This is a genomic window from Methylocystis sp. S23 (assembly GCF_054106005.1).
In genome coordinates this window covers 1668538-1683069 of the sequence record NZ_CM134185.1, presented here as the reverse complement: position 1 = coordinate 1683069, position 14532 = coordinate 1668538, and the positions used below count along the sequence as shown (strand labels likewise).

The following is a 14532-nucleotide window of genomic DNA, read 5'->3' as shown; positions in this document are numbered from 1 at the left end:
ACGGCCTTCGAGGCGCGCGAAGCGGTGACGAGCGATGGCGATCGATCCCCAAACGGTCTCTGCGGCGGCGCCGTCGCTTGCCGACAAGGTCCGGTTTCTGACGGATCCCGCGGCTTACGGGCAGGAAAGCGCGAAGGTCGAGCTGGTCGAGACGCATATGTCCTATGTCTTTCTCGTCGGCGCGCGCGCCTACAAGCTCAAGAAGCCGGTTCGCTATCCCTTCCTGGATTTCTCGACGCTCGCGGCGCGGGAGCGCGATTGCCGAGAGGAGCTGCGCCTCAACCGGCGTCTTGCGGCCGAAGTCTATCTCGACGTCGTCCCGCTTACGGCGAATGGGACAGGTTTCGTCATTGGCGGCGCCGGCCTCGTCGTGGATTGGCTGGTGGCGATGCGCCGATTGCCGCAGGAGCGGATGCTGGACACGATGATCGGATCGAAGCGCGTCGAGGCCGCGCATGTCGACGCGATTTGCGACGCTCTTGCCCGTTTCTACCGTCACGCCGAGACGACCAGCCTCGCGCCCGAGGATTACGCCGCGCGCTTCCCGCGGGAGCAGGCGCTCAATCGCGAAATTCTGACGCGCGCGGCTTTCGGGCTCGGCGCCGAGCCGCTGCGCGCGCTTGATCGCCTCGAGGCGCGTCTCGACGCGTCGCGGGCGAGCCTCGAGGCGCGGGCGCGCGCCGGCCGTGTCGTGGACGGCCACGGCGATCTGCGCCCCGAGCATATCTGCCTCGTCGAGCCCGTGGCGATCTTCGACTGTCTCGAATTCAATGCGGAGCTGAGGCAGGTCGATCCTTTCGACGAAATCGCGCTGCTCGGCGTCGAATGCGCGCGGCTCGGGGCGCCGCGCCTTCTGCGCAGCTTCGCGGAGGGCCTTGCGAGCCGCCTCGGCTGCGCGCCGCCATGGGAGACGATCGCGCTTTATGCGGGCTGGCGCGCCGTCCTGCGCGCGCGCCTCTCCCTCGCCCATTTGCTGGAGCCTTCGCCGCGCGCGCCAGGGAAATGGGCGCCGCTCGCAAGGCTTTATCTCGACATCGCGGCGCGCGCGCTTGCGGGCGCCTTTCCGGAAGGAGACGAAAGTGCCGTTTCGTGATCGCGCGGAGGCGGGCAAGCGGCTCGCCGAAGCGCTCCGTCGATTGAAGGGACAGGACGCCGTCGTCTTCGCCTTGCCGCGCGGCGGCGTTCCCGTCGCGGCTCCCGTCGCGGAAAGCCTGCGGGCGCCGCTCGATCTCGTGCTCGTGCGCAAGATCGGCGTTCCCTACCAGCCCGAGCTCGCCATGGGCGCCGTCGCGGATGGCGGAACGCCGGTGGTCGTGCGCAATGACGACGTCGTCGCGCTCGCCGGCGTCAGCGAAACGCGTTTCGAGCGGGCCTGCGCGGAGCAATTCGCCGAGATCGAAAGACGCCGCCGCCTCTATCTCGGCGGACGTCCCCGCGTGGCGGCCAGGGGGCGCGTCGCCATCATCGTCGATGACGGAGTCGCGACCGGCGCGACGACGCGCGCGGCCTTGCAAGCCGTCCGCGCCCAGGCGCCTGCGAGGCTCATCCTGGCGACGCCGGTGGCGCCGAGCGAGACGCTCGACATGCTGCGCCGCGACGCCGACGAGATCGTCTGCCTGGAGGCGCACGACTATTTCATGGGCGTGGGCTGCTATTATGAGGATTTTCGCCAGACCGAGGACGAGGAAGTGATCGCGCTTCTCGAGCGTAACCGCGCAAGGGCGGCGCGCGGCTAAATGCCTCACGCCGACGTCGCGCAGGCGCAAGGCGTCCTGCTAAGCTCGAAAGCGCATTGTCAAGAAAATGACGCCTCGGCGTGCGTCCTTGCGTCCGACGCGCCACATCCGACGGTTTCCGCATGAACGACAAGACACAGCAGACCAACGACCCGAAGGGCGGCGACGGCCGCTATGTCCGTTTCTTCTCGCGGATCGGCATCGGCGACGTGCCGCTTGTCGGCGGCAAGAACGCCTCGCTCGGCGAAATGTATCGCGAGCTGACGGCGAAGGGCATTTCCGTTCCCAACGGCTTCGCGGTCACCGCCGAGGCCTATCGTCATGCGCTCGACGCGGCGGACGCCTGGCCGGCGCTGAAGGCGTCGCTCGACGGGCTCGATGTGGACAATGTCGACGATCTCGCCCGCCGCGCGGCGCGCGCGCGGGAGATCGTCTACGCCGCCGGCCTGCCGGCGGAGGTTGAAGCCGACATTCGCGAAGCGCTCGCGCGCCTCGTCGAGGAATATGGGGCGGAGCTGACCGTCGCCGTGCGCTCCTCCGCCACGGCCGAGGACCTGCCGAGCGCGAGCTTTGCGGGCCAGCACGACACCTATCTCAATGTTGGCGGCGCGGCCAATGTGCTCGACGCCGTGCGTCACTGCTTCGCGAGCCTCTTCACCGACCGCGCCATCCGCTATCGCGTCGATAATGGCTTCGACCATTTCAAGGTCTTCAACTCCGTGGCCGTCATGAAGATGGTGCGCTCGGATCTCGCGGCCTCCGGCGTCATCTTCACCATCGACACGGAGACCGGATTCCAGGACGTGGTGTTCATCACCGGCGCCTATGGCCTCGGCGAGAACGTGGTGCAGGGCGCCGTCGATCCCGACGAGTTCTATGTCTTCAAGCCGACCTATCGCGACGGGAAGCGCGGCGTCCTGAGACGCGCGCTCGGCCCGAAGAAGATCAAGATGATCTTCTCCAATCGCGGCCGCGCCACGACGCGCAACATCCCGACCGATCGAAAGGAGCGCGAGAAGTTCTGCATCACGGACGACGAGGCGCTGACGCTCGCGGGACAGGCGATCGCGATCGAGGAGCATTACAGCGCCAGGGCCGGCGCGCATCGCCCCATGGACATAGAATGGGCGAAGGACGGCGTCGACGGAAAGCTTTACATCGTGCAGGCCCGGCCCGAGACGGTCGCCTCGCGGCGCAACCGCAACATCGTCGAGGAATATAAGGTCGGGAAGCACGGGCGCGTGAAGGTTGAGGGGCGCGCAGTGGGCGCCAAGATCGCCTTCGGCAAGGCGCGCGTCATCGAGCATCCGAGCGAGCTGTCGCGCTTCATTCCGGGAGAGATCCTCGTCGCCGACACGACCTCGCCCGATTGGGGCACGGTGATGAAATCGGCCGCCGGCATCGTCACCAATCGCGGCGGACGCACCTGCCATGCGGCGATCGTGGCGCGCGAGCTCGGCATTCCGGCGATCGTCGGCACGGATCGCGCGACGCATGTCATTCGCACCGGCGATCTCGTCGCCGTGTGCTGCGCCGAAGGCGACGTCGGCAGAGTCTATGAGGGCGAGATCGAGTTCGAGATCGTCAAGACAGACCTTTCAAATCTCGAAAGGCCCGCGACGCATGTCATGATGAATGTCGGCAATCCCGACATCGCCTTCGGCGTCTCCGCGCTGCCCAATGACGGCGTCGGCCTCGCGCGCATGGAGTTTATCATCGCCGAGTCGATCAAGGCGCATCCGATGGCGCTCGTTCATCCGGAACGCCTCGATCCCAAGGAGCGCGCCGAGATCGAGCGGCTGACGGCGCAATATGAAAGCCCGGGCGCTTTCTTCGTCGAGCGTCTCTCGGAAGGCGTCGCGACCATCGCGGCGGCCTTCTATCCCGAGCCCGTCATCGTGCGCATGTCGGACTTCAAGAGCAACGAATATGCGTCGCTGCTGGGCGGCCGCGCCTTCGAGGGCGGCGAGGAAAATCCGATGATCGGCTTCCGCGGCGCCTCGCGCTACGCGCATCCGAACTATCGCGAAGGCTTCGCGCTCGAATGCGCGGCGATGAAACGCGTGCGAGAGGATCTGGGCCTGACCAATGTCAGGCTGATGATTCCTTTCTGCCGCCGCATCGACGAGGCGGAGAAGGTCCTTTCGCTCATGCGGGAGCTTGGGCTCGAACGAGGCAGGGACGGACTCGAAATCTACGTCATGTGCGAGATTCCGAACAATGTGATGCTCATCGACGAATTCTCGAAACATTTCGACGGATTCTCGATCGGCTCCAACGATCTTACCCAGCTCACCCTCGGCGTCGATCGCGATTCGGAAATCGTCGCCTTCGATTTCGACGAGCGCGATCCGGGCGTGAAGAAGATGATCGCGCTCGCGGTGGAGGGCGCGCAACGCAATGGCCGCCATTGCGGCATTTGCGGCCAGGCGCCGTCGGATTATCCGGAGATGGCGGAATTCCTCGTTCGCCTCGGCATCGATTCGATCAGCCTCAATCCCGATACGATCCTGCATACGACGACGCGCATCGCCGCGCTGGAGAAGACGCTCGGGCGAAGCCGAAGGTAGGCGATGAGCGACAGGCGCCCTGGGGCTTGAAAGAGAGGGCGGCGGCGACAGGTTTCGTCCATCGCGTTTCGCGCCGCCTCGGCGGCCGGGGCGCGAATCTCCGTTCCTTGCACATGCTGCGGCGAATGCGTTCAGAGTTTGAGCCGCAGCCTTGCAGAGAGGATGATTGGCATGAACACCCCCGTCAAAATCGCAATCTCGGCCGCCTTCGTCTGCGGCTTCTCGGCCCTCGCCGCTCCGCCGGCCTCGGCCATGCCCGTCGCCAATATCGGCCTCGCGCCGGCGACGGAAGAAGCGCACGCCGTACGCGTCTGCAATCGCTGGGGCCGCTGCTGGTGGAGCTATGCGGGCCATTATCACGGCCGCTATGGCTATGGCTGGCGGCGCCCCTATTACGGACCTCGCTATGGCTGGCGGCATCCCGGCTATGGCTGGCATGGACGCCGTTACGGCTATGGCTGGCATGGCGGCCATGGCTGGCGCGGCGGCCGCGGCCACTGGCGCTGACAAACGCGAAAAACGGCCCGTCGGTACATCCGCGCTCGGGCCGTTTTTCTCCAACGGATCGGTTCCGTCGGCTCATCGAAGAGTTAACGTCCGATCGGGCGATTGCAAGGCGAGCCGTTGTCGGTTCGGCGCCTGCCCGCTTTTTCACGGCTGTTGCCCGCATGTCATTGTGAGCGCCTTTCGAAACGTGCAGTCTCGGCGGCGGCGATTCTGCGCGGGGGAAGGTCGTGGCGAAGAGGCGCTTTCCATATCTGGCGCTCGCGATGGCCCTCGCCACGCAAGCGGCCGCGAAAGAAGCAGACGGCGCGAAGAGCGACGCCGTTTCGCCGCTGACCCGGAAATCGCTCGCCGACATTCCCGGCGGACCGAAGGAGCAGCTTCGCCGCTTCGGGATCGAAACGGATGTCTGGGTCACGCAGTTCTTTCAGGGCGTCGCCGCCGGCGCCAATAACGGCGTGTCGCGCTATGGCGGCAAGCTCGACCTCTTCCTCAAGATCGACGCCGAAAAGCTCGGACTGTGGCGAGGCCTGCGCGTCAATGCGCAATATGAGCATTATATCGGCGACAACATCAACCAGCTCGATTACGCGCTCGTTCCCGTGAGCGCCGCCCAGGCCTTTGTCGCGCGCGACAATTATCACTCGGCGCTGTCGCTCGTCGTGACGCAGCAATTGAGCGAGCGGCTCTCCGTGAGCGTCGGCAAGTTCAACACCATGACGCTCGCGGCGCAGACGCCGCTCATCGGCGGCGGCGGACTCGACACCTTCATGAACCGCGCCTTCGCCTTGCCGTCGACCGGCATCGGCGTCGCCTCGCCCGGCACGGTCGCGGACCGGCTCATCGTGTCGCCGCCCTATATTCTGGGCGGCGCCGCGACGTTGAAGACGGATCTCGCGACCTTCAATCTCTTCCTTGTCGATCCGCGCAACGCGGCCAATCCGCGCGTGCTCCAGCGGCCCTTCGAGCGCGGCGTCGGCGTCGTCGGCGGCGTGACGGTTCCGACGCAAATTGCGGGGCTCAAGGGCTTTCACACCATTCGCGGCGGCTACAGCAACGCCCGCGGCTTCGATCTCGACGATATTGGAGAGCTGCGCACGCGGCTCGCTTCGCTCGTCGGCGTCACCAGGAAGGGCTTCTGGCTCGCTTCCTACGCCGTGCAGCAATATCTCGTGCAGAGCGCCGACAAGCCGAACGCCGGCTGGGGCCTCTTCACCCTGGCGACGCTCTCCGACGGCAATCCGAACCCAGTGAGATGGAGCGTGCTCGCGGGGCTCGCCGGCAATAATCTCCTGCCCGGCCGCGAGAACGACCAATGGGGCGTCGGCTTCTTCCATTACGGCCTGACGACGCCGCTCCTCGCCGGCCTTGCCGAGCGGCGCATCTATCGGCGCAGCGAAGGCGGGATCGAGGCCTTCTATAACTGGGCGATCACGCCATGGCTGCGGCTTACGGGCGATTTGCAGATCGTCGAGCCCTGGACCGCGAACCGGCCGCGCGCGACCTATATGGCGCTGCGGCTGCAGACGCGATTTTAAAGGGCGCCGTCATTGCGGGGAGGCGCAGCCGACGAAGCGATCCAGAGCGCGAGCGCGGCCGCTGGATTGCTTCGCTTCGCTCGCAATGACGGGGCGCTGCGATTAAAGCGGGACCGTTGTTCTCAAAGACCCGCGAGCTTGCTGAAGAGCATCTTCGCGAGGTCGGCCAGCGGATAATCGAAGAGAAGAAGCGGTAGCAGGGGAAGCGCCGCCGCGACGCCGATCGTGGCGACGAGCCGTATGCTGATCGGCGCGAGCCGCATATTGCGCATCGCCTCCACGCGGTTGGCGAGATCGGCGAGCGATTGCAGATCGGCCGTTCCGAGCAGCGGCTCGTCCGGGGGCGCGCCCGCGATCCATTTCCGCTCGAAGCCGTGCACATAGCGCGCGCCCAGCGCCGTATAGTCGCGCAGGCCCTTTTCCTGGCAGGCGCGCAATTTGAACAGGAACAGGCAGGGCGGCGCGAGAAACAGGGCGAAGCTGAGGAGCAGCGTCGCCGCGAGCGCGGGATAGGCGTCGCTCAGAGCCTGCTCGCCAAGCGCGATCTCCTCGGCGAAAGTCGCGGCGACGACGACGGAGATCGCCAGGGCGAGCGGCGCGAAGCGCGAATGCACGGTTTCGAGATAGCCGAGCCCGCCCGCGCCGTCGGGATGCGCGGCGGAGAGGTCGAGCTCCATCCGCGTCAGGCCCCAAAGGAGGCGCCACCAAAGGACGAGCCGCCAGGCCCAGCGAAACAGCAGGAAACGGAACAGGGGCAGGCAAAAGAACCAATACCATGCGCCCGCGAGCGGCAAGGCGCGCAGGACGCGGCCGGTGTCGATCTCGGCCGGAAGTCCCGCATGGCCCAGAAAGCTGACCGCCAGCGCGGCGGCAAGGCTCGCCCCGTCCGGCAGCCAGGAATTCGTCCATCCCGAAAGTCGGCCGGCTTCGGCTTCGAGTTCGGGCAGCGCTTTGGCGCCGGCGATCTCGGCGCGCACGAGCAGCGCCACAAATTCGTCGAGCTTGGCGTCGAGCGCCGTCTCGGCCATGAAGAGCAGGGGAATGGCGAGAAGAAGCCGCGCATGGACGGCGATGGCCGGGACCGTGAACAGGTCATGCGCGCCGCCCTTGACGACAGCCAGCGCGACGAGGACGAGCCAGCATAGCCAGCCGAGCGCAAGGCCCATGGGAATCGTATTGCGTCCGAGGCGAACGAGGCCGAGGCGGGCGCCGAGCTGGAAGAAGGGACCGCCCAGAAGAGAGAAGTGTTCCAGGCTTCCCGCCACGGCGGCTCCCTTCGCGAAATGAAAACGGAGCCGCGCGGGCTCCGTTCATGCGTCAGACCGCCTGCATGGCCTCGGGCTTGGCGCGGCCGCGCTTCACCATCAGCTTGTTGAGCGCCGAAACATAGGCGCGCGCCGACGCGACGAGCGTGTCCGGATCGGCGCCGCGGCCGGTGACGGATTTGCCGTCCTCGGACAGACGCACCGAGACCTCAGCCTGCGCGTCCGTGCCTTCGGTGACGGCGTGGACCTGATAGAGCTCCAGCGTCGCCTCATGGGGCGCCAGCGCCTTGATGGCGTTGAAAATGGCGTCGACCGGGCCGTTGCCCGTCGCCTGATGGGTGACCTTGTCGCCGTCAATGTCGAGCGTCAGCGCCGCCGATTGCGGACCATGCGTGCCGGCCATCACCATCAAAGCGAGCACCTTAATATGGTCATGCGCGCTGACGATCTCGTCGTCCACCAGCGCGATCAGGTCCTCGTCATAGACGAACTTCTTGCGGTCGGCCAGATCCTTGAAGCGGTTGAAGGCGTCCTGCAACTGGTTCTCGCCGAGATCGTAGCCCAGCTCCTTCAGCTTCTCGCGGAAGGCGTGCCGGCCCGAATGCTTGCCCATGACCAGCGAGGTCTTCGACACGCCGACGCTTTCGGGCGTCATGATCTCATAGGTGTGCGCATTTTTGAGCATGCCGTCCTGATGGATGCCGCTCTCATGCGCGAAGGCGTTCCGGCCGACGATCGCTTTGTTGTATTGCACCGGGAAGGACGTGACCGCCGAGACGAGCTTCGAGGCGCGCGTCAGCAGCTTGGCGTCGATATTGGTGTGGTAGGGCAGGATGTCGTGGCGCGTCTTCAGCGCCATGACGACCTCCTCCATCGCGGCGTTGCCGGCGCGCTCGCCGAGGCCGTTGATGGTGCACTCCACCTGACGCGCGCCGCCACGCACGCCGGCCAGGGAATTCGCGACGGCGAGGCCCAGATCGTCATGGCAATGCACCGAGAAGATCGCCTTGTCGGAATTGGGCACGCGCTCGCGCACGGCGCGGAAGAGGGCCTCATATTCCTGCGGCGTCGTATAGCCGACCGTATCGGGAATATTGATCGTCGTCGCGCCGGCCTTGATGGCGGTCTCGACGCAGCGGCACAGGAAATCGATCTCCGTGCGCGTGCCGTCCTCCGCCGACCACTCCACATCCGCGACATGGTTGCGCGCGCGCGTCACGGAGGCGGCGACCAGCTCCAGCACCCGCTCCGGCTCCATTTGGAGCTTGTATTTCATGTGCACGGGCGAGGTGGAGATGAAGGTGTGGATGCGCGGACGCTTCGCCTCGCGCAGCGCCTCGGCGCAGCGGTCGATGTCCTTGTCCGAGGCGCGCGCCAGGCCGGCGACGGACGCGTCCTTCACGCGGCGCGCGACTTCCGCGACGCTCTCGAAATCGCCGGGGCTCGCGATGGGAAAGCCCGCCTCGATGATGTCGACGCCCAACTGGTCGAGCAGATCGGCGACTTCCAGCTTTTCCTCCAGCGTCATGGAGGCGCCGGGCGACTGCTCGCCGTCGCGCAGGGTGGTGTCGAAGATAACGACGCGCTCGCTGTCGTTGGAGCCGTTCGCGGAATGAGTCATGTGGGAAAACTTTCTAGAGCTGCTGCGCCCGATTCCGTCGGGCCGATCCTGGCGGCGTTGCATCCCCTGACGGCCTGGGCTCGCGAGCCCTGCGGGCGGTCAGGGGCGACGAAGCAGCAGCAGCCCGGCAAGCGCGCGCGAGGAAAGCAGGGCGCGCGCGCAAATCGCGCCGCGCGGCTGGCGCGCCTTTTCGGCTCCATATGTGGCGCTCGCGACTGCCACGGTCCAAATCCTCGCTTCGCCGGCCGGGGGACATGCGCCAAGGGGCGCCCGCCCCAGCCGAAACCGCCCCAGAATAGAAAATTGCGCCGCGGCAGGCAAGTCGAAGCCCGCGCGCCCGCAGGGGCGATCGGGTGAAAGTTTCCTCATGCTTCGAGACGCCGCCTTCGGCGGCTCCTCAGCATGAGGGCGAGGATGGTCGTCCTTCCCCCCGATCGCACTGCGCGCCCGGCATGGCCGAAGGTTAACAAAAGTTAAGCCGGACCGCATTTGTTTTTTTACGTTTTCGACCTTTTGCGCCTCTTGCCGAAAGGCCGAAATGAGCCCTAACATCCGTCATGGTCAAAACCGCCTTCTCCATTCGCCACGCGCGGCCCGGCGACGCCGAGGAAATCGCGCGCGTCCACGACGCTTCCTGGCGAGACGCCTATCGCGGCGTCATTCCGGGCGTGGAGCTCGAGCGGATGATCGCGCGGCGGGGGCCGGCCTGGTGGCATTCCGCCATCATGCGCGGCACGGGGCTCCTGGTTCTCGATTTCGACAATCGGATCGTCGGCTATTCGACCTATGGCCGCAATCGCGTCCCCTCCATGCCCTATTCGGGCGAGATCTTCGAAATCTACCTGTCCCCGCAGCATCAGGGGCTCGGCCTCGGCCGCCGCCTCTTCGCGGCCGCGCGCCGGGAGCTCGCCGAGCACGGCTATCTCTCGACCATCGTCTGGGCCCTCGCCGACAATGAGAAGGCGCTCGCCTTCTATCGCAGCCTCGGCGGCCAGACGGTGCGCCGCGCCGAGGAGCGCTTCGGCTCCGACATGCTGACCCGCGTCGCCTTCGGCTTCGTTTCCGCGCCGGTGCGCTAATTCCCTCTCCCCGCTTGCGGGGAGAGGGCTAGGGTGAGGGGCGAGGCGGCATTGCGGGCGATAGGGCTTTGCCCCTCACCCCGGCCCTCTCCCCCTAAACGGGGAGAGGGGGTTATTTCCCCCGCAGCCGCGCCAAAATCTCCTTCGTCGCGAAGCCGTCCGCCGGCTGAATCCCCTCCGCGATCTGGAAGGCGTGCACGGCGTTGCGGCTCGTGCGGCCGAGCTTTCCGTCGATCGTCCCGCCGTAATAGCCCTTTTGGGTCAGAAGCCGCTGCATCGCCTCGACATCGGCGGTCGCGAGCGGCGCGACCCGGGGCCAGGGCGCGAGCGGCATGTCGCGGCCGGCGATGCGCTCGGCGAGAACGGCGACCGACATGGCGTAGGCGTCGGAGGTGTTGTACTGGCGGATGACCTCGAAATTGTCCGAGATCAGAAAGGCCGGTCCGCTCGCGCCCGCCGGCAGATAAAGGCTCGCCGCGCCGCTCGCGGGCAGGGCCGCGCCGTCCGCCCGCGTCGCGCCCAGCGCCCGCCAGCGGGGGAAATCGAGATCGAAGGCGGCGTAGTCGAAGCCCTCGGGCAGGCGAATCTCCGCGACGGCGGGCAGGCCTGGAACCCAACCCGATCTCGCCAGAAAATTGGCGATCGACGCAACGGAGTCGGCATGCGAGCGCCAGATGTCCGGCGCGCCCGCGCCGTCGTCGCTTTCAGCGAATTTCAGATAGGCGGAGGGCATGAATTGCGGCTGCCCCATCGCCCCCGCCCAGGAGCCGCGGAGCTGCGCGCGGGTCGCATAGCCCTTTTCGAGCATGAGCAGCGCGTCGACGAACTCGGCGATGAAGGTCTCGGCGCGATGCCCCTTCCAGGCGAGCGTGGCCAGCACTCTCAGAACGTCGGCGCCGCCGGCGGCCGTCCCGAAATTGCTCTCGACCCCGAGAATTGCGACGACGATCTCGCCCGGAACGCCGTGGCGCGACGTCGCGCGCTGGAGCGGTCCGGCGAGCTCCGACGACGCCGACCGGCCGCGCGACACGCGACTATTTGTCACTGCCCCGGCGAGATAAGCGGGGATGGAGATGGTGAACTCGGCCTGCGTTTTCGGCCTGGCGAGGACTCCGGCCTCCGGCGCCAGCCCGGAAACGGCGGCTTCAAAGGTCTCGCGCGACACGCCCGCGGCCTGCGCCTGGGGCCACAGTCCTTGAAGAAAGCCCGCAAAATCCGCCGCCCGCGCGGGGCCGGCGGCGGAGAGGGCGCCGAGCGCCAAAGCGAGGAGCGCGCGGCGCCGGTCGAGCGCGTCGAGGGAAAAATCGCCTGGCTTCAGGGTCATGGAGGGGCCCTTGTTTGGAAATCTTGTATGTTGCGTCGTTTGACAGGGCCACCGCGCTGCCGTCTACTGTGAACTACACGGTTTATTAGGGGCGAGTAACCTCGTTGTGGGTTTAAGATGACGCATCAGCCGGTAGCCAGGAGCTTCGATAATTCCCGCCGTCTGCGCGAGCAGCCCGCTGGCGTGCCGGTGGATCCGAAGATGCGGCTGCGCAACGCCGGCCTGCGTCCCACGGTGCAGCGCCTGGCGCTGAGCAAGCTCCTCTTCGGCAAGGGCGACCGCCATGTCAGCGCCGAGGCGCTCCACGCCGAGGCCCGCGAGGCCGGCCTCACCATGTCGCTTTCCACCGTCTACAATACGCTCAACCAATTCGCGGAGGCCGGTCTTTTGCGGGAAATCGCGGTGCAGGGCCCGCGAACCTATTTCCATACCCGCACCGCCCCGCATCACCATTTCATGGACGAGGCGACAGGCCGCATGTTCGACGCCGCCGACGGCTCGGTCGAATTCTCCCGCCTTCCGGCGCCGCCCGAAGGCATGGAGATCGTGGGCTGCGACGTCATTATCCGCATCCGCCCGAAGAAGGGCTGAGCCGGGCCGGCCGGCAAATCCGGCGTCTTCTCCCGATGATCAAATTCTCCGTATGGAGCGCCGCTTCGTCGCGCGCGCTCTGACGATTGCGGCATGAACCGCCCGCGCGCTTGGAGCGATTCGCATGCGAATCCGTGGCCCCCGATATCCGCGCCGGCAGCCTGCCGGGCGGTCGGCGTCAGCGGCGCCAAAGAGCCCCGCGCCTTCTTCATAAATTCGAGCGCGCGCGCTTCGCCGCGACGACTTTTTTTCTCGCCGATGCGAAAGCCGCCGCCGCCGGACGAGTCCGCGCGTCTCAAAATTCCGTTGGTCCGTTTGGCTTCGCGTCCATTGTGCGGGAGCGACGAAAACGCGCGGCGCGACAGCGTTGCGGGATGAGCGGTCGTCGGTTAGCATCAAGCTCATGCGCGGCGGGTCTGCCGCGCGTCAAACCAAGATCTGGGAGCATTCCGATGGCGAGCAATCGCGGGTCGGCGTCGACGGACGCCGACTGGGCCGAACATGAAAAGACCTACAAAGGTTTCCTCTGGCTGCTGAAGTTTTCGGCGGCGGGATCCGCGATAACGCTGCTGGCCCTGTACTTCCTCTTCGCGCGGTAAGAAAAGCCGAGCCCCTCACGCCAAGCCGTCAGGGGCCACCGTGACGGCGACGGTTTTCGTTTCCAAGAAACCGGAGTTCGTCATGCGCATCGCCGTATTGGCCGAAACGGACGCAGCAGAGCCGCGCGTCGCGGCCACGCCAGAAACCGTCAAGAAATTCATCAGTCTCGGCGCCGAGGTCGCGGTTCAGTCCGGAGCCGGCGCCGGGTCCGCCCTATCGGACGCCGACTACGCCGCCGCCGGCGGGCTGATCGGACCGGACGCCGCGACGACGCTCTCCGGCGCCGACATCGCCCTGCGCGTGCGCCGCCCCGCGGCGGCCGAGCTCGCCGGCGCCAAGCAGAATCTCGCCCTCATCTGCATCCTGGACCCGTTCGGCAACGAGGCGGCGCTGGCCGATCTCGCCAAGGCGGGCGTCACCGCCTTCGCCATGGAGTTCATGCCGCGCATCACCCGCGCGCAATCCATGGACGTGCTCTCCTCGCAGGCCAATCTCGCGGGCTATCGCGCGGTGATCGAGGCGGCGGCCGAATATGGCCGGTCGTTCCCGATGATGATGACGGCCGCCGGCACCGTGCCCGCCGCCAAGGTCTTCATCATGGGCGTCGGCGTCGCGGGCCTGCAGGCCATCGCCACGGCGCGGCGCCTCGGCGCCATCGTCACCGCGACCGACGTGCGCCCGGCGACCAAGGAGCAGGTCGAATCGCTCGGCGCGAAGTTTCTCGCCGTCGAGAACGAGGAGTTCCAGCAGGCGCAGACGGCGGGCGGCTACGCCAAGGAGATGTCGAAGGAATATCAGGCCGCGCAGGCGGAACTGACCGCAAGCCACATCGCCAAGCAGGACGTGGTGATCACGACGGCGCTGATTCCGGGCCGACCGGCGCCGAGACTCATCTCGGCCGACATGGCGCGCGCCATGCGCGCGGGCTCGGTGATCATCGATCTCGCGGCCGAGCGCGGCGGCAATTGCGAGCTGACCAGGCCCGGCGAAACGGTGGTCGAGAACGGCGTCAAGATCGTCGGCGCGGTCAACCTCGCCGGCCGCATGGCGCCGACCGCGTCGAGCCTCTACGCCAAGAACCTGCTCGCCTTTGTCGAGACGCTCGTCTCGAAGGAGACGAAGCGGCTCGCGATCAATTGGGACGACGAGCTCGTGAAGGCGACCGCGCTCACGCGCGACGGCGCCGTCACGGATGAGCGTTTCAAACAGGCCTGAGCCCAACAAGCATCCCTCTAACGAAGGGCGTCGAACCATGACCGACTCTACCCAGCAATTGCTCGATAAGGCGCGGGCGGCGGCGGAGGCCGCCCGACATCTCGCGGATCAAGCACAGCAATATTCGGACCAGATCGCGCAAACGGCCGCCGCCGTCACCTCGCATGGACTGGGCGGCGGGGCCATCGACCCGGTCGTCTTCCGTCTCGCGATCTTCGCGCTCGCGGTCTTTGTCGGCTATTACGTCGTCTGGTCGGTGACGCCGGCGCTGCATACGCCGCTCATGTCCGTCACCAACGCCATCTCCTCCGTGATCGTCGTCGGCGCGCTGCTTTCCGTCGGCGTGGAAGCGTCGAGCGTCAGCGACACGGGCGCCGACTGGGCGCGCTGGTTCGGCTTCATCGCGCTCATTCTCGCCAGCGTGAACATATTCGGCGGCTTCCTCGTCACCGAGCGCATGCTCGCCATGTATAAAAAGAAGGGCTGACC

13 protein-coding genes are annotated in these 14532 nt (G+C 66.7%); 10 read left to right on the top strand and 3 right to left on the bottom strand.

Annotated elements, in window-relative coordinates; all coding sequences use genetic code 11:
• Positions 1-34 precede the first annotated feature (34 nt).
• The 5 genes from ACV7JP_RS08360 to ACV7JP_RS08340 all read left to right on the top strand — a co-directional run bounded on the left by ACV7JP_RS08360 (position 35) and on the right by ACV7JP_RS08340 (position 6348).
• Entirely contained in the window at positions 35-1093 is a 1059-nt protein-coding gene (locus tag ACV7JP_RS08360) for a hypothetical protein (protein WP_457798765.1), read from the top strand.
• Positions 1080-1736, top strand: a complete 657-nt coding sequence (locus tag ACV7JP_RS08355; RefSeq protein WP_457798764.1) for a phosphoribosyltransferase — start codon at positions 1080-1082, stop codon at positions 1734-1736. Before ACV7JP_RS08360 ends, ACV7JP_RS08355 begins: the two co-directional genes overlap by 14 nt.
• 122 nt (positions 1737-1858) lie before the next feature.
• A complete protein-coding gene (gene ppsA / locus ACV7JP_RS08350) occupies positions 1859-4306 on the top strand; it encodes a phosphoenolpyruvate synthase (RefSeq protein WP_457798763.1) in 2448 nt (815 codons plus the stop codon).
• Between the two features lie 171 nt (positions 4307-4477).
• On the top strand, positions 4478-4813 hold the full coding sequence (locus ACV7JP_RS08345; protein WP_457798762.1) for a hypothetical protein: 336 nt from the start codon (positions 4478-4480) through the stop codon (positions 4811-4813).
• A 227-nt stretch (positions 4814-5040) separates the two neighbouring features.
• A complete protein-coding gene (locus ACV7JP_RS08340; protein WP_457798761.1) occupies positions 5041-6348 on the top strand; it encodes a carbohydrate porin in 1308 nt (435 codons plus the stop codon).
• A gap of 122 nt (positions 6349-6470) precedes the next feature.
• Here ACV7JP_RS08340 and ACV7JP_RS08335 read toward each other — a convergent pair whose 3' ends face one another.
• Complete coding sequence (locus ACV7JP_RS08335; protein ID WP_457798760.1) at positions 6471-7613, bottom strand: hypothetical protein; 1143 nt, start codon at positions 7611-7613, stop codon at positions 6471-6473.
• Between the two features lie 52 nt (positions 7614-7665).
• Positions 7666-9234 (bottom strand): 2-isopropylmalate synthase, encoded by a 1569-nt coding sequence (locus ACV7JP_RS08330; protein ID WP_457798759.1) that lies wholly within the window; start codon positions 9232-9234, stop codon positions 7666-7668.
• A 557-nt stretch (positions 9235-9791) separates the two neighbouring features.
• Between ACV7JP_RS08330 and ACV7JP_RS08325 the strand changes: the two genes are divergently transcribed.
• The gene (locus ACV7JP_RS08325) at positions 9792-10313 is read left to right on the top strand and encodes an N-acetyltransferase family protein (protein ID WP_457798758.1); all 522 of its coding nucleotides are present in this window, start codon (positions 9792-9794) and stop codon (positions 10311-10313) included.
• A 112-nt stretch (positions 10314-10425) separates the two neighbouring features.
• Here the strand turns inward: ACV7JP_RS08325 and ACV7JP_RS08320 are convergent, their stop codons facing one another.
• Positions 10426-11637: a lytic murein transglycosylase gene (locus tag ACV7JP_RS08320; RefSeq protein ID WP_457798757.1), complete on the bottom strand. Its 1212-nt coding sequence runs from the start codon at positions 11635-11637 to the stop codon at positions 10426-10428.
• A gap of 117 nt (positions 11638-11754) precedes the next feature.
• Here ACV7JP_RS08320 and irrA point away from each other — a divergent pair, with 117 nt between their 5' ends.
• From irrA to ACV7JP_RS08300, 4 genes are all read left to right on the top strand, one after another.
• Positions 11755-12228, top strand: a complete 474-nt coding sequence (irrA, locus tag ACV7JP_RS08315) for an iron response transcriptional regulator IrrA (protein ID WP_457798756.1) — start codon at positions 11755-11757, stop codon at positions 12226-12228.
• A gap of 134 nt (positions 12229-12362) precedes the next feature.
• Positions 12363-12827: an aa3-type cytochrome c oxidase subunit IV gene (locus ACV7JP_RS08310; protein WP_457798755.1), complete on the top strand. Its 465-nt coding sequence runs from the start codon at positions 12363-12365 to the stop codon at positions 12825-12827.
• Between the two features lie 82 nt (positions 12828-12909).
• Positions 12910-14043: a Re/Si-specific NAD(P)(+) transhydrogenase subunit alpha gene (locus ACV7JP_RS08305; protein ID WP_457799049.1), complete on the top strand. Its 1134-nt coding sequence runs from the start codon at positions 12910-12912 to the stop codon at positions 14041-14043.
• 37 nt (positions 14044-14080) lie between these two features.
• Positions 14081-14530 carry an NAD(P) transhydrogenase subunit alpha gene (locus tag ACV7JP_RS08300; RefSeq protein WP_457798754.1) on the top strand — a complete coding sequence of 150 codons (450 nt, stop codon included), beginning with the start codon at positions 14081-14083 and terminating at the stop codon, positions 14528-14530.
• The last annotated feature ends 2 nt before the right edge of the window (positions 14531-14532 follow it).